Origin of the sequence: Pengzhenrongella frigida, assembly GCF_004168625.1 — a bacterium.
Classification (GTDB): domain Bacteria; phylum Actinomycetota; class Actinomycetes; order Actinomycetales; family Cellulomonadaceae; genus Pengzhenrongella; species Pengzhenrongella frigida.
In genome coordinates this window covers 38,587-62,727 of sequence record NZ_SDWW01000011.1, presented here as the reverse complement: position 1 = coordinate 62,727, position 24,141 = coordinate 38,587, and the positions used below count along the sequence as shown (strand labels likewise).

Annotated in this window: 18 protein-coding genes and 1 riboswitch; of the genes, 7 read left to right on the top strand and 11 right to left on the bottom strand. The window is 69.7% G+C overall.

The genetic code is table 11. From position 1 onward, the window contains the following. Window positions 1-25: 25 nt before the first annotated feature. The 3 genes from gcvP to EUA98_RS06360 all read right to left on the bottom strand — a co-directional run bounded on the left by gcvP (window position 26) and on the right by EUA98_RS06360 (window position 5,105). Entirely contained in the window at window positions 26-2,869 is a 2,844-nt protein-coding gene (gene gcvP, locus EUA98_RS06370; protein WP_434063484.1) for an aminomethyl-transferring glycine dehydrogenase, read from the bottom strand. Between the two features lie 320 nt (window positions 2,870-3,189). Beyond that, window positions 3,190-3,336: riboswitch (glycine riboswitch) on the bottom strand. A 93-nt stretch (window positions 3,337-3,429) separates the two neighbouring features. After that, window positions 3,430-3,789, bottom strand: coding sequence for a TFIIB-type zinc ribbon-containing protein (locus EUA98_RS06365; RefSeq protein WP_130101833.1), 360 nt, complete (start codon window positions 3,787-3,789; stop codon window positions 3,430-3,432). Between the two features lie 119 nt (window positions 3,790-3,908). After that, window positions 3,909-5,105, bottom strand: a complete 1,197-nt coding sequence (locus EUA98_RS06360) for a pyridoxal phosphate-dependent aminotransferase (protein ID WP_130101832.1) — start codon at window positions 5,103-5,105, stop codon at window positions 3,909-3,911. 37 nt (window positions 5,106-5,142) lie between these two features. On the opposite strand from EUA98_RS06360, the gene EUA98_RS06355 reads away from it, so the two are divergent. Beyond that, entirely contained in the window at window positions 5,143-6,135 is a 993-nt protein-coding gene (locus EUA98_RS06355) for a magnesium and cobalt transport protein CorA (RefSeq protein WP_130101831.1), read from the top strand. A gap of 25 nt (window positions 6,136-6,160) precedes the next feature. On the opposite strand, the gene EUA98_RS06350 is transcribed toward EUA98_RS06355, so the two are convergent. Further along, window positions 6,161-6,733 (bottom strand): low molecular weight protein-tyrosine-phosphatase, encoded by a 573-nt coding sequence (locus EUA98_RS06350; RefSeq protein ID WP_242511313.1) that lies wholly within the window; start codon window positions 6,731-6,733, stop codon window positions 6,161-6,163. Between EUA98_RS06350 and EUA98_RS06345 the strand changes: the two genes are divergently transcribed. Then, window positions 6,732-7,610, top strand: coding sequence for an SDR family oxidoreductase (locus EUA98_RS06345; RefSeq protein ID WP_130101830.1), 879 nt, complete (start codon window positions 6,732-6,734; stop codon window positions 7,608-7,610). The genes EUA98_RS06350 and EUA98_RS06345 overlap by 2 nt on opposite strands. A gap of 368 nt (window positions 7,611-7,978) precedes the next feature. On the opposite strand, the gene EUA98_RS20230 is transcribed toward EUA98_RS06345, so the two are convergent. Next, window positions 7,979-8,254 carry a hypothetical protein gene (locus EUA98_RS20230; protein WP_242511312.1) on the bottom strand — a complete coding sequence of 92 codons (276 nt, stop codon included), beginning with the start codon at window positions 8,252-8,254 and terminating at the stop codon, window positions 7,979-7,981. On the opposite strand from EUA98_RS20230, the gene EUA98_RS06340 reads away from it, so the two are divergent. Further along, window positions 8,165-10,093 carry a GNAT family N-acetyltransferase gene (locus EUA98_RS06340; protein WP_350339486.1) on the top strand — a complete coding sequence of 643 codons (1,929 nt, stop codon included), beginning with the start codon at window positions 8,165-8,167 and terminating at the stop codon, window positions 10,091-10,093. The genes EUA98_RS20230 and EUA98_RS06340 overlap by 90 nt on opposite strands. Before the next feature lie 35 nt (window positions 10,094-10,128). Beyond that, window positions 10,129-10,644: an ASCH domain-containing protein gene (locus EUA98_RS06335; protein ID WP_130101828.1), complete on the top strand. Its 516-nt coding sequence runs from the start codon at window positions 10,129-10,131 to the stop codon at window positions 10,642-10,644. 656 nt (window positions 10,645-11,300) lie between these two features. On the opposite strand, the gene EUA98_RS06330 is transcribed toward EUA98_RS06335, so the two are convergent. The 4 genes from EUA98_RS06330 to aceA form a co-directional block, all read right to left on the bottom strand. Then, window positions 11,301-12,842 carry a P-loop ATPase, Sll1717 family gene (locus EUA98_RS06330; protein ID WP_130101827.1) on the bottom strand — a complete coding sequence of 514 codons (1,542 nt, stop codon included), beginning with the start codon at window positions 12,840-12,842 and terminating at the stop codon, window positions 11,301-11,303. Between the two features lie 847 nt (window positions 12,843-13,689). Further along, window positions 13,690-14,466, bottom strand: a complete 777-nt coding sequence (gene map, locus EUA98_RS06325; protein ID WP_130101826.1) for a type I methionyl aminopeptidase — start codon at window positions 14,464-14,466, stop codon at window positions 13,690-13,692. Between the two features lie 396 nt (window positions 14,467-14,862). Then, window positions 14,863-16,530, bottom strand: coding sequence for a malate synthase A (aceB, locus tag EUA98_RS06320; RefSeq protein WP_130101825.1), 1,668 nt, complete (start codon window positions 16,528-16,530; stop codon window positions 14,863-14,865). 37 nt (window positions 16,531-16,567) lie between these two features. Continuing rightward, entirely contained in the window at window positions 16,568-17,869 is a 1,302-nt protein-coding gene (aceA, locus tag EUA98_RS06315) for an isocitrate lyase (RefSeq protein ID WP_130101824.1), read from the bottom strand. A 149-nt stretch (window positions 17,870-18,018) separates the two neighbouring features. Here aceA and EUA98_RS06310 point away from each other — a divergent pair, with 149 nt between their 5' ends. Together EUA98_RS06310 and EUA98_RS06305 are read left to right on the top strand one after the other, a co-directional pair. After that, window positions 18,019-19,476: a helix-turn-helix domain-containing protein gene (locus EUA98_RS06310; protein WP_130101823.1), complete on the top strand. Its 1,458-nt coding sequence runs from the start codon at window positions 18,019-18,021 to the stop codon at window positions 19,474-19,476. Then, the gene (locus EUA98_RS06305; RefSeq protein WP_434063483.1) at window positions 19,359-20,222 is read left to right on the top strand and encodes an NADPH-dependent F420 reductase; all 864 of its coding nucleotides are present in this window, start codon (window positions 19,359-19,361) and stop codon (window positions 20,220-20,222) included. Before EUA98_RS06310 ends, EUA98_RS06305 begins: the two co-directional genes overlap by 118 nt. A 46-nt stretch (window positions 20,223-20,268) precedes the next feature. On the opposite strand, the gene EUA98_RS06300 is transcribed toward EUA98_RS06305, so the two are convergent. Further along, the gene (locus tag EUA98_RS06300) at window positions 20,269-22,050 is read right to left on the bottom strand and encodes an HAD hydrolase family protein (RefSeq protein ID WP_130101821.1); all 1,782 of its coding nucleotides are present in this window, start codon (window positions 22,048-22,050) and stop codon (window positions 20,269-20,271) included. 242 nt (window positions 22,051-22,292) lie between these two features. Between EUA98_RS06300 and EUA98_RS06295 the strand changes: the two genes are divergently transcribed. Further along, window positions 22,293-22,793: a hypothetical protein gene (locus EUA98_RS06295; RefSeq protein WP_130101820.1), complete on the top strand. Its 501-nt coding sequence runs from the start codon at window positions 22,293-22,295 to the stop codon at window positions 22,791-22,793. Window positions 22,794-22,818: 25 nt separating this feature from the next. Here EUA98_RS06295 and EUA98_RS06290 read toward each other — a convergent pair whose 3' ends face one another. Continuing rightward, window positions 22,819-23,997: a sensor domain-containing diguanylate cyclase gene (locus EUA98_RS06290; RefSeq protein ID WP_130101819.1), complete on the bottom strand. Its 1,179-nt coding sequence runs from the start codon at window positions 23,995-23,997 to the stop codon at window positions 22,819-22,821. Between the last annotated feature and the right edge of the window lie 144 nt (window positions 23,998-24,141).

Here is a 24,141-nt window from a genome sequence, read left to right as displayed (position 1 = left end):
GGTTCGCGGGTGGGTCGGGGCGGGGTCAGTCCTGGTAGGACTCGATCGGGGGGCAGCTGCAGATCAGGTGGCGGTCGCCGTGGGCGTTGTCGATGCGGCGCACCGGGGGCCAGTACTTGGCTCCGCGCAGGCTCGCGAGCGGGAAGCCGGCCAGCTCGCGGCCGTACGGCTTGGTCCACTCGTCGACCGTCAGGGACTCCGCGGTGTGCGGGGCGCCGCGCAGCGGGGACTCGCCCAGCGGCCAGCGGCCAGCCCCGACGGCGTCGATCTCGCCGCGGATCGCGATCATCGCGTCGATGAACCGGTCCACCTCCGCGAGGTCCTCGCTCTCGGTCGGCTCGACCATGAGCGTGCCCGCGACGGGGAACGACAGCGTCGGTGCGTGGAAGCCGTAGTCCATCAGCCGCTTGGCGACGTCCTCGGCGGTCACGCCGGTCTCCTTGGTGATCGCGCGCAGGTCGAGGATGCACTCGTGCGCGACGAGCCCGCCCGGGCCGGTGTAGAGCACCGGGTAGTGGTCGGTCAGCCGCGAGGCGATGTAGTTCGCGCCGAGGATGGCGACCTCGGTCGCGCGCCGCAGGCCCTCGCCGCCCATCATCGCGACGTACGCCCACGAGATCGGCAGGATGCCCGCGGAGCCGAACGGAGCCGCGGACACCGGTGCGCGTCCGCCGGCCGTGCCGGCACTCTCGACCTCGCTGAGGTCGCCCGGCAGGTACGGCACGAGGTGCGCGCCGACGCCGATCGGCCCGACGCCCGGGCCGCCGCCGCCGTGCGGGATGCAGAAGGTCTTGTGCAGGTTCAGGTGCGACACGTCGCCGCCGAACTCGCCCGGCCGGGCCAGCCCGACGAGCGCATTGAGGTTCGCCCCGTCGATGTACACCTGCCCACCGGCCGCATGTACAAGGTCGCAGGCCTCGCCGACGTGCTCCTCGAACACTCCGTGCGTGGACGGGTAGGTGATCATGATCGCCGCGACCCGCGGACCGTGCACCGCGAGCTTGGCGCGCAGGTCGTCGAGCTCGACCGACCCGTCCTGCGCCGTGGCCACCACCACGACGCGCATCCCGGCGAGCGCCGCCGAGGCCGCGTTCGTGCCGTGCGCCGACGCCGGGATCAGGCACACGTCACGCTCGACGTCGTCCGGTCCGGCCGTCGCCTGCAGGTACCCGCGGATCGCGAGCAGCCCGGCGAACTCCCCCTGCGAGCCGGCGTTGGGCTGCACCGAGATCGCCGCATACCCGGTGATCTCGGCGAGCCAGGCGGTGAGGGTCTCGATCAGCTCGGTGTACCCGGCGGCCTGGTCGCGCGGCGCGTACGGGTGGATCGAGGCGAACTCGGGCCAGGAGATGGGCTCCATCTCGGCGGTCGCGTTGAGCTTCATCGTGCACGAGCCGAGCGGGATCATCGTGCGGTCCAGCGCGAGGTCCTTGTCGGACAGCCGGCGCAGGTACCGCAGCATCGACGTCTCGGACCGGTGCGCGTGGAACACCGGGTGGGTGAGGTACGCGGAGGTGCGGGTCGCCCAGCCGGGCAGCACCGCGACGGGAGCGACCAGGCCGAACGACTGCGGACCGGCCATCTCGGCCGCATCGGGTGCGACCCCCGCGGCGGCGAACGCCGCGACGACGGACACCACGTGGTCCGCCGTGGTCGCCTCGTCGCACGCGATCTGCACGTGGTCGTCGTCGGGCGCCCACAGGTTGATCCCGCGCTCGGCCGCGGCGGCGACCACGGCGCGGGCCGCCCCCGGCACGACGGTGCGCACGGTGTCGAAGAAGGTGTCGTGCTCGACCGTGACCCCGCCGGCCCGCAGGCCCGCGGCGAGCCCGGCCGCCCGGCCGTGCACGCGCTCCGCGATCGCCCGCAGGCCGTCGGGCCCGTGGTAGATCGCGTACATCGACGCGACGATCGCGAGCAGCGCCTGCGCGGTGCAGATGTTGCTCGTCGCCTTCTCCCGGCGGATGTGCTGCTCGCGCGTCTGCAGCGCGAGCCGGTAGGCGGGGGCGCCGTCGGCGTCGATCGAGACCCCGACCAGGCGGCCCGGGATCATCCGCTCGAGCCCGGTGCGCACGGCCATGTACGCGGCGTGCGGGCCGCCGTAGAACAGCGGCACCCCGAAGCGCTGGCTGCTGCCGACCGCGACGTCGGCCCCGAGCTCGCCGGGCGGGGTGAGCATCGTGAGGGACAGCAGGTCGGCAGCGACGGTCACGAGCGCGCCGGCAGCCTTCGCGTGAGCGATGACGGCGGTCAGGTCGCGCACGACGCCCGACACCCCGGGCTGCTGGAGCACGACGCCGACCACGCCGTCGGCCCCGCCGAGCCCGGCGGGCAGCCCGTCGGTGAGGTCCGCCACGACGACGGGCAGGCCGATCGCCTCCGCCCGGCCGAGGGTGACCGCGATCGTCTGCGGCAGGCACTCGGCGTCGAGCACGACGACGCCGTCCGGGCGGCCCTTGACCGCGCGCCGCATGAGCATCGCGGCCTCGGCGACCGCGGTGGCCTCGTCGAGCAGGGACGCGTTCGCGATCGGCAGCGCGGTGAGGTCGCCGATCATGGTCTGGAAGTTGAGCATCGCCTCGAGCCGGCCCTGCGAGATCTCCGGCTGGTACGGCGTGTAGGCGGTGTACCAGGCGGGGGACTCGAGCACGTTGCGGCGGATGACGGCCGGGGTGAACGTGTCGGAGTACCCGAGCCCGATCATCTGCGTCATCACGGTGTTCTTGGCGGCGATCGCCCGCAGGTCCGCGAGCACCTGCTCCTCGCTGCGCGCGGCCGGCAGGTCGAGCGGGCGGTCGGTGCGGATGGAGGCGGGCACGGCGGCGTCGACCAGCGCATCGAGGGAGTCGTAGCCGAGCTGCGCGAGCATGTGCTCGGTCTCGGCGCCGCGCGGACCGATGTGCCGGTCGGCGAACTCGGTGGCGGCGGCCGTGCGGCGGGCGTACCCGTCCGGGCGCGAGGAGGTCGGGAGGGCGGCGTCGGTGGTCTCGGTCACGGTGCGGCTCCGGGTGGACGTCCGGCGGGCGCCGGAAAGCAGACGGGTGGCCTCCCCGCTCTGTCATCCGGCGGCGTCAGCCGTCGACCTGAGAGTTTTGCCGGTCCGCCAGCGCCTCGGGATCGAGGCTCGGGGCGCGCCGGCTTGCACCGTCGGTGGGCCCCGTTGGATGCGGGGCCGCTTTCCAGAGTTGCCTAGCCATGGCGGTACGGGGGCCTGAGAGATTCCCGGGGAGGGTTGCTCCTTCGGCGCCTCGCCGGTGCCGCCGGAGGGCCGTGATCAGGGACCTGATCAGGGCGAACGTCCGGCGACGCGCGGGAGGACTCTCCCGCCGCAGCTCGAGCAGCAGATATTCGGTTGTGATGGTGACGTCAGAGTACTGGCCGCGACCCCGGCCCCGTGCGCGATGTCAGCCCGCGGCCACCCCCGGTCGCTCAGAAGTCGAGGATGTCCCCGAGCCACGAGCCCTTGCGCTTCTTCTTGTCGCCGTACGACCGGTCGTCCCGCCCACGATCGTCGCGGTGGTCGTCCCGCCCACGTTCGTCACGCCCACGGTCGTACCGCGGGTCGGCGTACCGGGGCTCGGCGTACCGCGGCGGTGCGGCGGCGGCCGGGACGGTCGCAGCCGGTGCGGCGGGCGCGGCCGGCGCGGCGTCGGGGGCCGCCCGGTCGAGGATCTTGTCGAGCTCGCCGCGGTCGAGCCAGACCCCGCGGCACTTCGGGCAGTAGTCGATCTCGACGCCCTGGCGTTCGGACATCACCAGCTCGACGTCGGTATCCACGGGACACAACATGCGGGGGGGGGCCTCTCGTCGCGGTCAGGGGGGCGGCAGCCCGGCCCGTTCCCCCCACAACGACCCGCGCCCCGGTTCCGTGCCGCGATCGTCGGCCCCGGTGTGCGTTGTCACCTTCGTCAGAGGGTGCGCTGCCAGGCCACGATCCGGTCGACGGCGGCGCCGACCACCTCGACCGACGACGCGAACGACAGCCGCACCCACGACCCGCCGTCGACCGCGTCGAAGTCCGTGCCGGGGGTCAACGCGACCCCCGCCTCGTCGAGCAGGCGGGCGCACCACGTGATGGAGTCCATCCCCGAGGCGGAGATGTCCGCGTAGAGGTAGAACGCGCCGTCGGCCGGCGCGACCCGGGTCCAGCCGAGCTCGGGCAGCCGCGCGAGCAGCAGGTCGCGGCAGGCCGCGTACCGCGCGACGTTCGCCTCGGCTGCGGCATACCCCGCCGCGCTGAACGCGGCGACCCCGGCGTGCTGGGCGAGCGCCGGCGGACACAGCGACACGTTGCCCGCGAGCGCGTCGACCGGCGCGACCAGGTCGGTCGGCAGCAGCAGCCAGCCGAGCCGCCAGCCGGTCATCGCCCAGTACTTGGAGAAGGAGTTCACGACGACGGCGCCCTGGTCCAGGTAGCCGGCCGCGGTGGTCGCCCCGGCGCCGCGCCCCGGGGTCGCGCCGACCACGCCGCCCGGACCGCCGTAGGTGATGCCGTGGTAGATCTCGTCGCTGATCAGCCGCACGCCGTGGCTCGCGCACCACTGCGCGAGGGCCGCGAGCTCCTCGGCGCGGATCATCGTGCCGGTCGGGTTGGCCGGGCTCGCGATCATCAGGCCGTCGGGCGGGGGGTCCATCGCCTCGAGCTGGGCGAGCGTCGGCTGGTACCGGGTCTCGGGCCCGCACGCGAGCTCGACGACCTCGCAGCCCAGCGCCCGCAGGATGTTCTTGTAGGCCGGGTACCCGGGCCGCGCGAGCGCCACCCGGTCGCCGACGTCGAAGGCCGCGAGGAACGCGAGCATGAACGCCCCCGACGAGCCGGTCGTCACCGCCACCTGCGCGGGGTCGATCTCGACGTCGTACCAGCGCCGGTAGTGCTCGGCGATGGCGCGGCGCATCGGTGGGGCGCCGAGGGACTCGGTGTAGCCGAGGTTCCCGTCCGCCAGCAGCTGCACGGCCAGGTCGCGCACCACGTCGGAGGCGCCGGTGGCCGGCTCGCCCGCGCAGAGGTTGAGCACCGACTGCCCGGCGGCCTTACGGGCGTTGGCGGCCGCGATGATCTCCATCACGGCGAACGGGGGGACCTGGGCGCGGCGCGAGACCTTCATGTCCGCCATCCTCGTCCCTCGCGGATAGCCTCGGCGAGTGATCGTCGACTGCGCGCTGTACGTCAAGGGACAGACCCGGCATGCCCGGACGGACATCACGGCCGCGCTGCGCGAGGCGCGCGCCGGGGGCGGGTTCGTGTGGATCGGCCTGTTCGAGCCGACGGCGGCCGAGTTCGCGGAGATCTCCGAGGACTTCACGCTGCCCACGCTGGCCGTCGACGACGCCGTCCGCGCCCACCAGCGCCCCAAGCTCGAGCGCTACGGCGACGTGACGTTCGCCGTCGTGAAACCCGGGCGGTACGTCGACCACGAGGAGGTCGTCGAGATCAGCGAGCTCGCGATCTTCCTCGGCGAGCACTTCGTCATCACCGTGCGCCACGGTGTGTCGGACGTGCCCGCCGCGGTCCGGGCCGAGCTCAACACGAGCCCTGCTCTGCTCGCCCACGGCCCGGCCGCCGTGCTGTACCGCGCGCTCGACCTCGCCGTCGACGGCTACCTCGACGTGGTCGAGGCGATCGGTATCGACATCGACGAGATCGAGGAGCAGGTCTTCGGGGACGCCGGCGGCGAGCACTCCGAGCGCATCTACAAGCTCAAGAGCGAGGTCCTGGAGTTCCGCCGCGCGGTCGTCCCGCTCGCCGTCCCGCTCCAGCGGCTGGTGGCCGGCGAGGTGCCGTGGGTCGGCGCGGCCGCCCAGCCGTACTTCCGCGACGTGCACGACCACCTGCTGCGCGCCGCCGACGCGATCGAGGCCTACGACCACCTGCTGACCAACGTGCTCGCCGCCAACCTCGCTCAGGTCACCGTCGAGCAGAGCCGCGTGACCGTGCGCCAGAACGAGGACATGCGCAAGATCTCCTCGTGGGCGGCGATCGCGCTGGTGCCGACCGCGATCGCGGGGATCTACGGGATGAACTTCGAGTACATGCCCGAGCTGAGCATGCGGTACGGCTACTTCGTGGTGATCGCGGTCATCGCCGCGATCTGCGTCGGCCTGCACGCCCTGTTCCGTCGCAACGACTGGCTCTAGCCGCTTCCTGCCCGACGGCGCGGGTTCAGGTCCCCGAGTCGTGCTCGGCCAGGGCGAGCCGCACCCGGGCGACGACGCCGTCCGCGGCGGCCTCGACCTGCGTGAGGCAGTCCTCGAAGTCGTCCGGACCGCCGTACCAGGGATCGTCCACGTCCAGCACGTACTCCCGACCGCCCGGGGCGATCCGCGGCGCGGCCGGATCGAAGGCCCGGAACATCACGACCCGGCCCGCGACGACGTCGTCGGCCCCGGCCAGGCGCCGCAGGGCGTGGGCGTGCACCTCCGTCATCGCCAGCACGAGGTCGGACGCCACCAGGTCGATCGCCCGGACCTCGCGGGCCTCGCGCACCGGCACCGGGTAGCCGCGCGCGGCCAGCACGGCGCGCGCCCGGGGGTCGATCGGGTTGCCGTGCTCCTCGGCGCTGATCCCGGTCGAGTCGACCACGACCCGCTCCCCCAGCCCGGCGGCCTCGAACCGGTCCCGGAGCACCACCTCCGCCATCGGCGATCGACAGATGTTGCCGGTGCACACGGTCATCACGCGGAAGACGTCGTCCATCGGCTCATTCTCGCCGAACGGGAATAGGTTCGAAGACATGACCACTCCCCTGATCGCCGTCACCGGCGCGACCGGCCAGCTGGGCGGGCGACTTGCGTTCCGGCTCGCCGCCGCGGGCGCCGCGCAGCGCCTGATCGTGCGCGACCCGGCCCGCGCGCCGGAGCTTGCCGGTGCGTCGGTCGCCGTTGCGCAGGGCTACACCGACGGCGCCGGGATGCGGTCGGCACTCGAGGGCGCGGACACGCTGTTCCTGGTCTCCGGGCGGGAGTCGGCCGACCGCGTCGCCGAGCACCGGTCCGCGATCGACGCCGCCGTGCACGCGGGCGTGAGCCGGATCGTCTACGTGTCCTTCCTCGGCGCCGGGCCGAAGGCGACCTTCACGTTCGCCCGCGACCACTGGGCGACCGAGGAGTACATCCGGTCGACCGGCCTGCGCTTCACCTTCCTGCGCGACAACCTCTACTTCGCGATGATGCCGCACCTCGTCGGGGCCGACGGTGTGATCCGCGGCCCCGCCGGTGACGGCCGCGCGGCCGCCGTCGCGCACGACGACATCGCCGACGTCGCCACCGCCGTCCTGCTCGACGAGCGCGAGCACGTCCACGACGGCGCGACCTACGACGTGACCGGCCCCGAGGCCCTGTCGATGACCGAGTTCGCCGCCCACCTCACCCGCGCGACCGGCCGCCAGATCACCTACGTGCCCGAGACGATCCCGGAGGCGTACGCGTCCCGGGCCGACTATGACGCCCCACTGTTCGAGGTCGACGGCTGGGTCACGTCGTACACGGCGATCGCCGCCGGCGACCTCGCGGCGGTCTCCCCCACGGTCCGCATCCTGACGAACCGCGAGCCGGAGTCCTTCGCCACGTGGCTGGACCTCAATCCGCAGGAATGGGCCCACCTGCGGCGGTAACACGACATTGCGCCTTGGCGCCCGTCGGCGGCTGGCGATTGATCCACTAACGCGCCCGCTGACGGGTACAGGTGAGTGGCTACAAGGCAAATTCGGCCTGCCCGGCAGGACTACGTGCTGCCCGGCGCCGGCCATCGCCAGGGATTTCGGGCCTTCTACGCGTTCCTCAACGACGTGGCCGACTCCCCCGCTTCGCACCAACTAGATTGCGCCCGTCTGTCCTTCGAGCGGAATGAACCGCTAACTGGCCAGAGCAGTCGCGACCGACGAGGTCCTGGTTCGAGACATGGGGTTGGCCGGTAAGAGCCCCTCTCCAAGGGCGCACAACTGCGTGCCCTTTCGAGCAGGCGCGCTGACTAGTGAAAGAGTCATGGCGTGACGCCGCTCCGAGGCTTGACGCCGACACAGGGGGACTTCGTGTGAATATCGAGTTCAGGGAACCAGGACCCGAGGATCCGCTCTTCTTGGCAGCGCAGGAGCTCGGCGATCGGAACCGCAAGTATCTGGGCCAACTGACCTTCGATGCCTGGCGTGAGTATGCCGCTGCCGGGCACATCCTTGTCGCGATCGATCCGGCCGAGCCGAGCGTCGCCCAGGGCTATGCGGCCTACCGCACGCCGCGCAATGAAGTTGTCCTTGCTCATCTTGTCGTTCGTCCCGAAGCGCGGGGCCAACAGATCGCCCGATCAATCGTTGGGCGACTCTCAGAGAAGTTCCCTGACCGACGCGGAATCGGAGCGAAGTGCCGGCCAGACTTCCCCGCCGATCCGTTCTGGCCCCGTTTAGGCTTTGTTGCGTTGGGAAGTCTCGTCGGCCGTAGCCAGGAGGCACACCTACTGACCTACTGGTGGCGGGACCACGGGCACGCTGACCTCATGACATGGAGCGGCCCCCCGCCGTCAGCGTTCCCCGTCGTGATGGATGCAAACGTGTTCATCGACCTTCACGGCGCGAAGCCCGGTTCGCTGTCGCCATCCACGAGACGACTACTTCTTGAGGTGCTCGGAGACCGCATCGAACTCCTCGTCACACCCGAGATGTACAACGAGATGGCCCGTGTTGCAGACCCGGCGGAGCGGCGCCGGCTGAGGAACATCATCGCGAGCCAGTACCCGCGCCTTCCCGTGCATGCCGACCGATTTGAGAGTATCCGCGAGGTGTTCGTCAGATCACTTGGCAAGGAACCCGCTAGCACGCAGGACCAGAGTGACCTCAATCACATTGCGTACGCATCAGCCGCGGGCGTTTCGACTGTCGTGACCCGCGACAATCCGGTCCTTCGGCACCTCCGCTCTGTCGCAGCGGCTGACATAGGGGTTGACGTCGTCAGTCCTGAGGAACTCGTCGCCCACATCGACGAGTCCGAGGCGGTTTCCGCCTATAGGCCGGCGGCGCTCCTTGGGACGGGATATAGCTTGAAAGAGGCAGGGACAGGGGACGACAGCCAACTGCGCGAGTTTTTCAGTTACGCCAGCGGCGAGAGACTGCGCGATTACGAGCAGCGCCTGCGCGCACTCGCAGGAACTCGCCCGTCATCGTCAAGGCTCCTCCTCGCGGATCCAACAGGCACCCCAATTGCACTCCTGGGAACCCTTCCTTTGGGCGATGTGCTTTCCGTTCCCGTGGCACGAATGAATCAGACCGCTCTCCAGGCCACGCTCGCAGCACAGATGGCCAGCCTCCTTAGAACTTGCGCTTCCGACGCCGGTGCTCGCGCCATCCGGATCACTGACCCCCATGCCCACCCCGTGCTTATCGATGCGCTCCTCCGTGACGGGTTCCAAATGAACGCCGCAGGGGCCCTGGCAATATCTGTCCCTCGGCTATGCACGCTCAACGAACTTGAAGCTGTCGTGACGGGAGCGGTTTCGGATCCGAGCATTTCAGGCGACGAAGCGGACTCCTGGCTGAAGTCTGCGCGCAGGCTCGCGTCCGAGCCATCAGCGCGAGCAGCACTCAGCCTCGAGCGCCAACTCCGCCCGATGTGCATCGTCGACGCACCTGTGGACTCGTGGTTGGTGCCGATTCGCCCTCAGTTCTCTGCGCAGCTCTTTGGCTACCCCCAAGAACTTCTCGCCCGGCGCGACGGACTCGGAATCAGCGTCGAGCACGTCTACTACCGCGGGGGGCGATCAGGTGAAGCAGGACCGTCCCGAGTGCTCTGGTATGTCAGTGGGGCACGCGAGGGTGTCGTGATGGGACGGAGTGAGCTCATCGAGGTCGTGGACGGTCCATGGGAGACTGTGTTCCGAGACTTCCGCCGCCTCGGCGTCTACACGCGGGGCGACGTGAGGAGTGTTGCGGACGGCCGCGGACAGGTCCGCGCTCTCCGAGTCGTCAATACCGAAGTATTCCCTCGACCGCTTCCACTCCGCAATCTCCGACGGTTCGCCGAGGGGCTCGGCCACAGTCTGCAGTTGAGGTCGCCGTCGCGCATCCGCCCTGACCTATTTGCGTCAATTATGAAGGAGGTCAGTCTTTGACTGTCGCGGCACCTCCGGGTCAGTTTCGTCATCTGATGCTGTTATCGATCCATCCCCGATATGTAGCGAAGATCCTCGATGGCTCAAAGACAGTCGAATTGCGCCGTGGACGCCCCGCGATCGTCCCCGGACAACCCGTCGCGATCTACTCAACAATGCCTGCCGCGTCGGTGGTCGCTTTCTGCCGGGTCTCGTGCATCGAAATTTCCTCACCTTCCGAACTCTGGAATGATGTGAAGAAGACGGCGGGAGTCGGTCGCAAGGAGTTTGAGGATTACTTTCGGGGATCACGTACCGCGACTGCACTGCACCTCGAGACCATCCGGCCCCTTGCCATTCCGGTCTCCCTGGCCGACTTGCGCACGTCGGGCCCGTTCCATCCTCCTCAGACCTGGCACTACCTCGACTGGGAACGGGTTTCCAACCTTTTCGGGGATCATCCGGCAAACGGCGCGCTAAACGAAATGCTCTGGCCTGCTTCGGAACTTCCCAGGACTACTCAGAATGACGCCGCCGCCCTCGATCTTTTCAAGCGCCAAATCACGGCGTGACTCGGCATGCCCCCTTGTCCCGCGCGCCACCTGGATCGCTGTGCGATCGACACGTCGATCATTGTCTTCGAGCCTTCGCTCGCCCGTTCCTTGGCGCGGCGCATGGCCGTGCGCAGACCACTCACCGCGTTGTGTCGCGACTGTCGAATCTGTGCTAGTTCTCTTCTCGGTTTCGGAGAATACGCAGCGAGACACGCGGCCTCGCCCGCTTTCCGGTGTCCTCGCATACCCCTGCAAATTCGACGTCGACGCTTCACAAAGGCTGACTTCCCGGGTGCGTTCCGGTGCTCGTCGCAACACTCTGGTTGAGTCCGCTTGGTTTCGGCGATGGGTGAGCCGCGGCGGGGTTGAGAGAGGGCAAGCGGAACAACGAGCTGGCTGATTCAACTCCCGCCTCGTCTCGGGCATCTCGCAGAGGTTTGACCTTGTGGCCGGTTGCCCGTCGAGGCCGCAACTTCGGGGTGTCATCGAAAAAGGGTCGAGCCCAGTCGGGACGCGGGACCGCACTGAGGACTCACGCTCGCGCGCTTGGAGATCGATTTGTCTGCGCGCGATCGGCCGGCTCGCTACAGCCTTCTCCGACGGGCGAGCGAGAGAATCCGACGGACCGGCCCATAGCTCATCTCGCGTTGCCGCTGCGAAATATGGCAGTGCCACTAGGAGTCGACTTGGCGCCCTGCATAGCCGATTCGTCGGGCGCGAGAACTTCCACGACTTGGGAGGTTGAGAACCCCCCCGGTAGTCGATCCCTGCGCACCGATCCGGTCGCCTGGGGCGGCATCGGTCAGCATCCATGGCTTATTGAAGGCGTACATGAGACCCGTGTGGAGAACCCATGGACCTTGTGGCTGAAATTTGTGTGCATCGCGCCGGTGGTAAAACTGAACGTAATTGACCCCGGGCGCATAGTTGCCTATGGCGCCCTGTAGAAAGAGGTACTCTCCGAATACGGCTGTTTGCGTTGCATCTGCGCCAGCCGCCTCTAAGGCAGCGACAAACTGGTTATGCGTGAAGACCCTCGACGGGAGATGTGTGATGATCTGCTCAAACCGATCAATTAGCAGTTCGGGGAGAAGGCCTGTCGCTTCCGAGATTATCTCGGTGAGAAGGTGTCTCGACGCGAACGAATCTGCCGCACGCCTGACCTGGGAGTTTGTGAGCGTTCGATCTCTCGCGCGTTCTTGAAGAGATTTGAAGAGCAGAGTCATGTCGCGCGGCGTATATCGCGTAATCTGCAAGAGATAGCGGTCGGTTGCCATTTTTCGACTCTGACCAACTTGGATACGCGCAGGAAGGGCGGAGAGGAGCCGGTCCGGTTCGGTCTCCGCCTTGCTCGCAATATAGTTCCACAGCTCGACATCGCGAGGGTCCTCCGCCTCGGCTGCCCAATCCATATAGATTCCACCATCGGCCGCTATCTTGCCCGAGTCCGCGAAACGGACGCGACGAAAGACGTCACTTCGGCACATTACGAGGATGTATGCGTGCTGACCTTCTCTTAGAGTTCTCGTCATCGCTTCAGCCACACGCACCAATGCTGCTAGCGTCTGCCAATACGCCGCGTTGTCCCCAATCGCTTTATCAAGGCCGTCGACCGCCAAGATATGGCGGTTTGGGGTTTTGGCGCGCGCCACGATCTTTACCAGCGCTTCGCTCAATTGCGTCACGTTGACTTCTTGAGTTTCGGTCCATTTTCCTTCGAACTCGACAATCTTGGGCGCTCCGATTAGACCCCGCTTCTCACGCACCTTCCGCAGGACCTGCGGGAAATCGTCGCTTGCCAGCCCGGCATTTCGAAGTTGCATCAGAAGACCAATGACCTGCGGATCATGTGCCAGATCGCAGGCCATGTCGCTGCACAAGGACTCAAGAAGACGAATCGAGAGAAAGAGCCTCCAAGCCGCATCCGTCAGTGCGGCGACATCGCCGACGAGACGTTTGCCAAGGGTCGCCAGCGGCGATTGCGTCTGGTTGACGTCATCGAAATCGAGAAAGGTCGGGAAGACGCTTTCGGGACCGAGTTCTTTCGACCAACGCAGGACAAGATAGTGCGCCGCAGCACTTTTTCCCGCGCCCTTAGGCCCGAGGAGTAGGAACTTGCGGTGAAGCTCCACTTCGCCGACAAGGTTCCATCGATCGTAGTACGTACGTAGGAATCGCTCCGGATCGACCGCAACCTCATTCTCTGCCGCAGCCATGCCGAAATATAGGTTTTCGAAAGCTCGTGGCACAGGCTCCCCCTGCTCCGTTGAAATGCGTGTCCTGCCAACCTACGCTTGCAGGGCTGCGGTCGTGGAGAGTTCGATGAACGCACAGAAGTACTCCGGGCTCGACACTCGCGACCATCAACGACAGAGCACGGACTCGAACTGTGTGGAGCCGATCTCATCCAACCTGTTGCAGCCTGCAGTGGACTGCGCAGCTCGTGGCTTCGGGTCCCGTCGAACTGAGGCGTGCTGTGGTCCAGTACGGAGCACCGCATGGTGCCACCGATGCGGGTGGGCGCCGTCGTGGACTTGGCGCTCGCTATCCGACGTCCACTCGATCGAGAGATTCGCACGGGAGCCCACATCTCAGAGTCCGAGACTGGATCGCTTATCCCTTGCCCACATGTCGGGACTCGGTTTCGAAACGTTCCCGCGGGAACGTTTCATCGGTGCCGTGAGACGGCACGGATAGGTAACCACTCATAGTGCCGATTGGAGTCGTGGCATGGGTTTCGTTGGCTGCATTCAGTGCGCGGCCGGTGCCACCGGGCAACGGGTCACGGTCGGGCTGCGCCCGGTCCCATAGATCCGATCGGGGTCCAATACGACTTGAGTCTGAACCGGTCCTACGGGCCGACGAGGCGGTTGGAGACACTCGGTCACGAACTGGTCACCTGTATCGCGGACACCTGGGTGTCCACGCGCGCATTCTCAGCCGGACGACGTGCTGTGGGCGGATCGGACCCGGTTCATTCAAGAGTTCTGTGAGTTGGAAGCGGAGTCTCTAGCGCCGCCGGGTCTTCCAAAGGTCCGTCCACCGGTGGCACCCCGGCCCCCGCTACTCCCGCGGCGCCAGCGCCGTGAGGATCTCCGGACCCGACTCCGTGATCGCGATGGTGTGCTCGGCGTGCGCGGTGCGGGCGCCGTCGGCGGAGCGGATGGTCCAGCCGTCGGCGTCGATCACGTAGTCGTCGCTGCCGGCCATGAACCACGGCTCGATGGCGATCACCAGGCCGGGGCGCAGGGGCAGCCCGCGCCCGGCCTTGCCGAGGTTGGGCACGTGCGGGTCCTCGTGCATGGTGCGCCCGACGCCGTGGCCGCCGAAGTCGGCGTTGATGCCGAGGCCGGCGGCGCGGCCGATCTTGCCGATCGCGGCGGAGATGTCGCCCATCTTCGCGCCGGGGCGGGCCGCGGCGATGCCGGCGGCGAGCGCGCGCTCGGTGACGTCGATCAGGCGGAGGGTCTCGGGGTCGGTGGTGCCGACCTGGAACGAGATCGCCGAGTCGGCGACCCAGCCGTCCAGCTCGACGGCGAAGTCGACGCTGAGCAGGTCGCCGTCGGCCAGGCGGTAGTCCGAGGGCAGCCCGTGCAGGGCGGCGTCGTTCACGGAGGTGCACAGCACGCCCGGGTACGGCATCGCCCCGAAGGACGGGTGGTAGCCGAGGTAGACCGAGCGGGCCCCGGCGGCCTTGATCATGGCGTGCGCGTGGGCGTCCAGGTCGTTCAGGCTCATGCCGACGGCGGCCGTCTCGCGCAGGGACGCGAGGACCTCGGCAACGAAGCGCCCGGTGGTCCGGATGCGCTCGATCTGTTCACGACTCTTCAGCTCGACCATGCCTGCACTCTCTCACCCGGGACGAATCGGGTCCTCATCCGGGGGGCTCGCCCGGCTGCGGGCGGCAAACAGCCCGTGGGCTGGGCTCCTGGTGGAGCCCTGCCGCGATGGACGAGATCGCGACTCCCACGGGCTGCGGTGACTGCCAGGGATTCGCAGGCCGCGCGCGGCCTGAGAACGGATCAGCAGTCCGTCCGGTGCGTCTGCATCAACAGGCGCGGCGACTAGCGGACAGTCACCTCTCGCGTCCTAAAAGTTCTCACCTTTGGACCACCTCCTTCCTCGATGGAAGAACGGTACGTCCGGATCTGCGCCCCGCCAAGGCTTTTCTGCCGTCGGCTTGTCGGTCGGGCGCGCCCCCTGCGTCGCGCCCGACCGAACCGGCCTGGTGTCGCCTCAGGCGGCCCGGTCCCGCGGGCCGGAGGTGTGCACCAAGAACCGCGTGTAGGCGGTGATCGTGAGGAACGTCGGGAACGCCTCCGCGAGCGCCACGTCGCGGAACACCTTCTCGGCGTCGTCGAACCGGTCGCCGGCGGTGCGCGGCAGCCCCGCCATCACCTCGGTGAGGATCTGCTCGACGACGTCGTGCGTGATCCGGGTGCCCTCGGCGGTGACCGTGCCCTGGTGGATCCACTGCCAGATCTGCGAACGCGAGATCTCGGCCGTCGCGGCGTCCTCCATGAGGTTGTCGATCGCCGCGGCACCCACGCCCCGCAGCCACGACTCGATGTAGCGGACGGCGATCTGCACGTTGCCGCGCAGCCCCGCGTCGGTCACGTGCCCGCCAGCGGAGGCGAAGTCCAGCAGCTCCGCGGCGGTGACGTGGACGTCGTCGCGCAGGCGGTCGACCTGGTTGGGCCGGTCGCCGAGCACGCCGTCGAACACCTCGCGGGCCACCCCGATCAGGTCCGGGTGCGCGACCCACGAGCCGTCGAAGCCGGCGTTCGCCTCCCGCTCCTTGTCCGCACGGACCTTGGCCAGGGCCACCTCGGTGACCTCCGGGTCGCGCCGGTTGGGGATGAACGCCGCCATCCCGCCGATCGCGTGCGCGCCGCGGCGGTGGCAGGTCGCCACCAGCAGCTCGGTGTACGCCCGCATGAACGGCACCGTCATGGTCACCTCGGCGCGGTCCGGCAGGACGAACCGCGACCCGCGGGTGCGGAAGTTCTTGATGATGCTGAAGATGTAGTCCCACCGCCCCGCGTTGAGCCCCGCGCAGTGCTCGCGCAGCTCGTAGAGGATCTCCTCCATCTCGAACGCCGCCGTGATCGTCTCGATCAGGACGGTCGCGCGGATCGTGCCCCGGCGGATGCCGAGGTACTCCTGGGTGAACAGGAAGATGTCGTTCCACAGCCGCGCCTCGAGGTGGCCCTCGAGCTTGGCCAGGTAGAAGTACGGCCCCCGGCCGGAGTCGATCAGGTGCTGGGCGTTGTGGAACGCGTACAGCCCGAAGTCGACCAGGCTGGCCGACGCCGCCGTCCGCTGGCCCGCGCGGTCGGTGAACCGCAGGTGCTTCTCGGCCAGGTGCCAACCCCGCGGCCGCATGACGATCGTCGGGAGCTCGGACACGCCGCCGCGGAGCCGGTACTCCTTGCCGTCCGCGGTGAAGTCGATCCGCCCGCGCAGCGCGTCGACCAGGTTGAGCTGGCCGCCGATGACGTTCTCCCAGGTGGGGGAGGTGGCGTCCTCCAGGTCCGCGAGCCAGACCTGCGCGCCGGAGTTCAGCGCGTTGACGGTCATCTTGCGGTCCGTCGGGCCGGTGATCTCCACCCGACGGTCCTCGAGCCCGGGTCCGGCCCCGGCGACCTGCCACGTCGGATCGGCCCGGATGGGCTCGGTCTCGACCAGGAAGTCGGGGTCGGCCCCGTTGGCGAAGCGCGCCCGGCGCCGCTGCCGTGCGAGCAGGAGGTCGTGCCGGCGGCCCAGGAACCGGGTGTGCAGCTCGGCGACGAAGGCGAGCGCCTCCGGCGTGAGGATCTGCGCCGTCCCGACCACGACGGGGCCGGTGATCTCGAGGCGCTCAGCGGTGTGGGACGGGGTGAGGGTCTGGGCTGTCGGTGACATGACGATCTCCGCTCGCAAGCAGGTGGTGTGGGTCGGGTCAGTGCGTGAACTGGGCGGTCTCGGTGGAGCCCGCCAGTGCCAGGGTGCTGCTGGTCGGGTTGAGCGCCGTGGCGACCTTGTCGAAGTAGCCGGTGCCGACCTCGCGCTGGTGGCGCGTGGCGGTGTACCCGCCGGCCTCGGACGCGAACTCGGCCTCCTGCAGCTCGACGTACGCGCTCATGCCGCGCTCGGCGTAGCCCTGGGCGAGCGTGAACATGGAGTGGTTGAGCGCGTGGAACCCGGCCAGGGTGATGAACTGGAACGCGTAGCCGTAGGACGCGAGCTCCTTCTGGAAGCGCGCGATGGCGTCGTCGTCCAGCGCCGCCTTCCAGTTGAACGACGGCGAGCAGTTGTACGCGAGCATCTTGCCGGGGAACTTCGCGTGCAGCCGCTCGGCGAACTCCCGGGCCAGCTCGAGGTCCGGCTCGCCGGTCTCCACCCAGATGAGGTCCGCGTACTCGGCGTAGGCCGAGGCGCGGGCGACGACGGCGTCCAGGCCCGGGCGCACCCGGAAGTAGCCCTCGGGGGTGCGCTCGCCGGTGAGGAACTCGGCGTCGCGGGGGTCGATGTCGCTCGTCATCAGGTCCGCGCCGAGCGCGTCCGTGCGGGCGATGACGATCGTGGGCACCCCGGCGACGTCGGCCGCGAGGCGCGCCGCGTTGAGGGTCCGCACGTGCACCGAGGTCGGCACGAGCACCTTCCCGCCGAGGTGGCCGCACTTCTTCTCGGAGGCCAGCTGGTCCTCCCAGTGCACGCCGGCCGCGCCGGCCGCGATCATCGAGCTCATCAGCTCGTAGGCGTTGAGCGGGCCGCCGAAGCCGGCCTCGGCGTCGGCGACGATCGGCGCGAACCACTCGCGGACCGGCTCGCCGCCGGCCTCGCTGCACTCGATCTGGTCGGCGCGCAGCAGGGCGTTGTTGATCCGGCGCACGACGGCGGGCACCGAGTTGGCCGGGTACAGGCTCTGGTCCGGGTAGGTCTGGCCGGACAGGTTGGCGTCGGCGGCGACCTGCCAGCCGGACAGGTAGATCGCCTTGAGGCCCGCCCGGACCTGCTGCACGGCCTGGTTGCCGGTGAGGGCACCGAGCGCGGGCACCCACTCCTCGGTCTGCAGCAGCGACCAGAGCCGCTCGGCGCCGCGGCGGGCGAGGGTGTGCTCCTCCCGGACCGAGCCGCGCAGCGCGACGACGTCGGCCGCGGAGTAGTCGCGGCGCACCCCGGCCCAGCGCGGGTCGGTGGCCCACTGCTCGCTGAGCTCGGCTGCGGTCTGCTGCTCGTCGCCGGTCTGGATGGTGCTCACGATGATCCTCCATTGGGTTCGCGTTCGTCCTGGTGGGACCACATTGGTGGAAGGTCAAGGGTTCTTGCCCATGAACTTCGGCAGAAGAACTGCGATTCTTCTGCGACCAGAAACATCCGCACCGGGTCCTTCGTGGGGCAAGGTGGAGCATGGCCACGAACCCGACGCCCGACGGCGAGATCGACACCCTGCTGCTCGGTCGCCGCATCCGGCACCTGCGCACGGCCGCCGGGATGACGCTCGACGAGCTCGGAACCGCCGTCGGGCGGGCGGCCTCCCAGGTCTCGATGCTGGAGAACGGGCACCGTGAGCCCAAGCTCTCCCAGTTGCACGCGGTCGCCGCGGCGCTGGGTGTCCCGCTCGCCGAGCTGCTCGCCGGGGAGGCCCCGAGCCGGCGCGTCGCGCTCGAGATCGAGCTCGAGCGCGCGCAGCGCGGGCCGCTGTTCGCGGCACTCAAGCTGCCCGCCGTCAAGGTCGGCAAGTCGTTGCCGACCGATGCGCTCGAGACGATCCTCGGCCTGCAGGCCGAGGTCCAGCGCCTGCTCACCGAGAACGCGGCGACCCCCGAGGAGGCCCGGCGGGCCAACTCCGAGCTGCGGGCGACGATGCGCGCGCAGGACAACTACTTCCCCGAGCTCGAGGCGCACGCCACCACCCTGCTGACCGCCATCGACCACCCGGGCGGCCCGCTGTCCCAGCGCGGCACGGCCGACATCGCCGCCCACCTCGGGTTCGCACTGCACTACGTGCACGACCTGCCGCACTCGACCCGGTCGGTCACCGACCTCGAGAACGGCCGGATCTACCTGCCGCATGCGCTCACCGCCACCAGCGACCCCCGCTCGGCGCTGCTGCAGGCGGTGGCGAGCCACGTGCTCGGGCACACCGAGCCGCGCGGGTACGGGGACTTCCTGCGCCAGCGGGTCGAGAACAACTACCTCGCCGCGGCCCTGATGGTGCCCGAACACAGCGCGGTCGCGCTGCTCCGGGCGGCCAAGTCCGAGCGCCGGCTGTCGGTCGAGGATCTGCGCGACGCCTACGCGGTGCCCTACGAGACCGCGGCGCACCGGTTCACCAACCTCGCGACCCGGCACCTCGACATCCCGGTGCACTTCATGAAGGCGCACGAGAGCGGCACGCTGCACAAGGCGTACGAGAACGACGGCGTCCGGTTCCCGACCGACCCGCTCGGGTCGATGGAGGGTCAGCCCGTCTGCCGGCACTGGACCGCGCGGGTCGTGTTCTCGATCCCGGACCGGTTCAGCCCGTACTACCAGTACACCGACACCCCGACCGGCACGTACTGGTGCACGTCCCGCGTGCACGGCTCCGACGAGGGCGAGTTCTCGGTGAGCGTCGGGGTGCCGTTCGCCTCCGTGCGCTGGTTCCTGGGCCGCGAGACGACCGAGCGGGCGGTGTCGTTCTGCCCCGACCCGGACTGCTGCCGCCGCGCCCCGTCCGAGCTCGCGCAGCGGTGGGCCGGCAACTCGTGGCCGAGCGCCCGCCCGCACGCGAGCCTGCTCGCGGCGCTGCCCACGGGCGCCTTCCCGGGGGTGGACCAGACCGAGGTGTTCACCTTCCTCGAGCGGCACGCACCGCGCGGCTGACCCGCGCCGGACCTGTCGAGACGGGCGTCGAAACGGCACGGACCGAGCGGGCTTCCCGGGGAACACCTGAGCGCCCGACGGGGTTGTCGCTTTTCATGACCACGATCGGAATCATCGGAGCAGGACACATCGGCGGCACCCTCGCCCGCCTCGCAGTCGCGGCCGGGTACGAGGTGGTCGTGAGCAACTCGCGGGGACCGGAGACCCTTGTCGACCTGGTCGCGGAGCTCGGCGACAGCGCCCGTGCCGGGACGGCCCTCGAGGCCGCCACCGCCGGCGACGTCGCGATCGTGACGATCCCGCTGCGCAACTACCGGGACGTGCCGGTGGAGCCGCTGGCCGGCAAGGTCGTCATCGACACCAACAACTACTACCCGCAGCGCGACGGGCAGATCCCCGAGCTCGACTCCGAGATCACGACGTCGGCCGAGCTGCTGCAGGCGCACCTGCCCACCTCCAAGGTCGTCAAGGCGTTCAACCACATCACCTCGGCGGACCTCGGTTCGCACGGGACACCGCCCGGCACCGCGGGGCGCCGCGCGCTCGCCATCGCCGGGGACGACGCCGAGGCCAAGCAGCAGGTGCGCGGCTTCATCGACACGCTCGGGTACGACGTCGACGACGCCGGGCCGCTCGCGGAGGGCTGGCGGATCCAGCCCAACACCCCCGGGTACGGTCCGCGGCTCGACACCGCCGGGCTGGCCAGCGCGCTCGCCGGGGCCACCCGGGTGAGCACGCCCGCCTGACGGGCGGCGTTCCCGACGGGCGGCGTTCCCGCGGGAACGCCCGGAATCAGTCGGCCGAGACCTGCTCGGCGGCTCGATCGCGAGCCGGGGGATCACTGACGGGTTCGGCGGCGGGATCGGCGGCGAGTTCGCCGGCCGGATCGTCGGCAGGATCGTCGGCGCCTGCGTGAGCGGTGCCGTAGCGCGCGCTCACCGCTTCGCGGAGCGCGTTGCGGGCTCGCTCCACCGAGGAGGCGTTCCGCGCGACGAGCTCCCGCTCGACCCCGGCGACGACGTCGGCCAGGGTGGCGTCCTGCAGCGCGCTGGCGATCCAGCGCGAGAAGTCGCCCCGCGCCGCGTGGAAGTTGAGCGTCTCGTGCGGCACCCGGTTCAGGGCGCGCTCGAAGTCGGCGAGGTTGCCCGCCGGCGGCGCGGCGGCCGACCGGAAGAAGAACCGCCGCCCCTCCGGCAGCTGGGCATCGGTGTACTTGCGCAGGTGGCGCACGTGCTCGGTCCGCCGCGGCTCGACGGTGAACTTCCGCGACCCGGTCGTGTCGGTCAGCACCGCGCGGCCGAGCCCGACGCCGCGCGGGGTGTCCTGCGGCGGGCCCAGGACGCTGACGGTGAGGTCCACCGAGAGCCGCAGGTGATCGGACAGCAGCTCCGGGCGATAGGTGATCAGGCACAGCCCGCGCCCCAGCGCCTGCAGCAGCGGCGCCGCCGAGCTGGACGTGCCGAGCTCGGTGGACAGGTGCGCCTCGTCGACGACGACCCAGTGCGGCACCCCGTGCGCGCGCCGCTCGGCCTCGATCAGGGCCGGCAGCTGGCGCACGTAGTCGGTCTTCGCGCGGTCGCTCAGGGCGGTGAGGTCGAGCACGACGCTGGAGAACCGCTGGCGGAGCAGGCCGATGAGCTCCGCCGGGCTGGGCAGGTGGAGGCGGGCGTCGACCCGCATGACGCCGGGCAGGGCGGGCAGCCCGCTGTGGTCCCCCTCCGGGTCGATCACCAGCACGGTGTAGCCGGCCTCCGTCCACCGCTCGACCAGCAGCCCGGCCAGGTAGCTCTTGCCGGTCCCGCTGTCGCCGGTGACCAGGACCGTCGCCTGCGAACCGGGCAGCAGGGCGGGGGTGCCGTCCGCGAACGCGCCCACGCGCACCCAGTGCCGCGGGGGGCACAGCCGTTGCTGCCCCCGGAAGAGCGGCCCGCGGGCGAGGGCCGCCACGGCGGCACCCGAGGGGACGTCAAGATGGATGTCCGCATGATCGCGCAGCGACGGGACGGCGTCTTCGACGGCGACCCCGACCTCGGCGGTCCGCAGCAACGACAGGTCGTTCTCCGCATCGCCGACCGCGACGGTGTTGTGGTGCGAGATGCCCAACCCGCCGAGGGCGACGAACAGGCCGCGCCCCTTCGACACCCCCGCCGGCAGCACCATGAGCTCGGCCCGGTTGTGCACGAGCTGGCAGTCGAGACCGAGCCGGGCGACCTCCTCGGCCACGGTGGTCGAGTACCTGCCCGCGCAGGCGAGCAGCACCCGCCCGCGCTTGTACGGAACGCCGCGTTCCGCGATCGCGAGCTCAAGCTCAAGCTCGACCGGGGGCGCCAACAGCTGCGTGCCCGCGCGGGTCGCCACCACCGCACCGTTCTCGGTCACGACCGAGTCGAAGCGTCGTCGCAGACCAGGAAAGTGCTCGTCGAGCTGATCCCCGACCCGGCCGGTGACCAGCAGAGCGGCGACGCCCTCGGCCCGTAGCTCGTCCAACGCCGTCATCGCGTCCTGGCTGAGCACCCCGTTGTGGGTCAGGGTCCCGTCCAGGTCGGTGGCGATCGCCCGGAAGTACTCCGACATCGCTTGGCCGCCTTCCACGCCATGCGGACCGACCACCCGCCCCCCGCGATCAGCCCGTCGCGGCCATCGTGCTGCCGGGCGAGACGGCGGGTGAAGGGCCAAAAGCCCCACCGCCGACCACACCGTCACGGAACGGGTCTTAGCCGAGTCTTAGCCGGCGCTTCCCTTGCCGTTGATCCACTCGGCGCGACTGTGGTCTCGACGCGAAGGCCGCGCCGAGGACTCAACCCCCAGGAGCCACCATGAAGTGGAACCGCCGTTCAACCCTCACCCTCGCCACCGCCACGCTGCTCACCGGCGCCGTTCTCGCCGTCGCGGCGAACGGGGCCGAGTCGACCGGGACGCCGACCTCCGGCTCGCGCCCGTCCTCGAGCCCGTCCGCCACTCCGTCGTCCGGCCCGACCGTGGCGCTCGACAACCTCGACGACCTCGGTTCCGATGACCGCAGCTCCGGCGGTCAGGGGGCCGACGACGTCGTCCTCGAGGACGTCGTCACCGTGACCGGCGGGTCCGACGACCCGACCAGCCACGACGTCGGCGACGACCACGGCGGCTTGCGGCCCGAAGGTGTCTCCGACGACCCGGCCACGCACGACGTCGGCGACGACCACGGCGGCGACCGGGCCGACGACCACAGCGGCAGCGATGACTCGGACCCGAGCGACGACTCCGGTCCCGACGACTCCGCCACGCACGACGTCGACGACGACCACGGTTCGGACGGACACGGATCCGACGACTGACGGTCGTGCGCGGCCGGGCCGGCGGTCACTTCTGTCGGTACATCGCCTCGTCCGCGAGCTGCATCACCTGGTCGGCACTGCGGTTCTCGCCGAGGAGTGCGAACCCGATGCTCGCCCGCGGCCGGATCGCCGCGGTCCCGACCGTCACCGGTTCGGACAGGGCGGCGCTGATCCGTCGCACGAAGGCGTCGGCATCCTCGGGCCGAGAGATGTTCTCGGCGAGCACCGCGAACTCGTCGCCGCCGAGGCGCGCACACGCGTCCTCGGGCCGAGCCGACCGGACCAGGCGCTCGGCGACCGCGCGGAGCACCGCGTCGCCTGCGACGTGACCGTACTGGTCGTTCACCGACTTGAAGTCGTCCAGGTCGAGGAAGAGCATGACGCCGCAGTGGGCGCGCCGGGTCAGCAGGGTGGTGAGCCGATCCATGAAGGCGGCGCGGTTCACCAGGCCGGTCAGGGAATCGCGCGCGGCCCGCGCAGCCAGCTCTTCGAGCATCGCGTGGCGATCGCTCACGTCCCGCAACGTGAGCATGACTCCCCGCACGATCGGCTCCGCGAGCATGTTCGTCGCCGACGAGTCCACCCACAGCCACGAATCGTCTGAGCAGCGGACCCGCGCCTCCGCAGGTGGCATCTGGTCCTTGGTGGCCGCGACGGCGGCGTGCGCGGCGCGGGCCGCGTCGCGGTCGTCGGGATGGACGTAGTCCCACCAGGACTCGCCGACGAGCTGTTCCTCCCGCCAGCCCAGCAGCGTGACGATCGCCGGGCTCGCCAACCGCACGATGCCGGCCCGGTCGGTGCTGATCACGGCCTCGCGGGTGCGACTGACGAACGGTCGAACTACCTGGGCGAAGTTCAGGGACACCCCGACGACGGCGACCAGCTGCCCGTCGGCGTCACGAAGCGCGGTGTCGGTGACGAGCGCCGTGAAGGTGCTGCCGTCCTTGCGTCGCACGGTGAAGACGCCTGACCAGGCGCGGCCAGCGGCCAGGTCCGCCATGATCTCGGCAGCCAGGTCCTGCATCGGCTCGGGCACGGTCAGCTCAGAGATCGGTCGTCCCACCGCCTCCGCAGACGACCAGCCGTACAGCGCCTCGGCGGCATCGTTCCAGAGCACCACGGTCCCGGTCATGTCCGTCGCGATGACCGCATGCCCGAGGACCTCGAGGACGTCTCGGGCCAGCAGCTCATGGACGTCGGTCACGGAACCCCCTGACTCGGCTCCGGGCAGCTGACGGAAGACGGCACCGTCCTACGACTCGGATCTGCCCGACCACTGGGACCTATCCGTCCGGATTTTACGCCGGATCGCTCGACGCGAAACTGCGGTCAGGGCGAGGGACGGCAA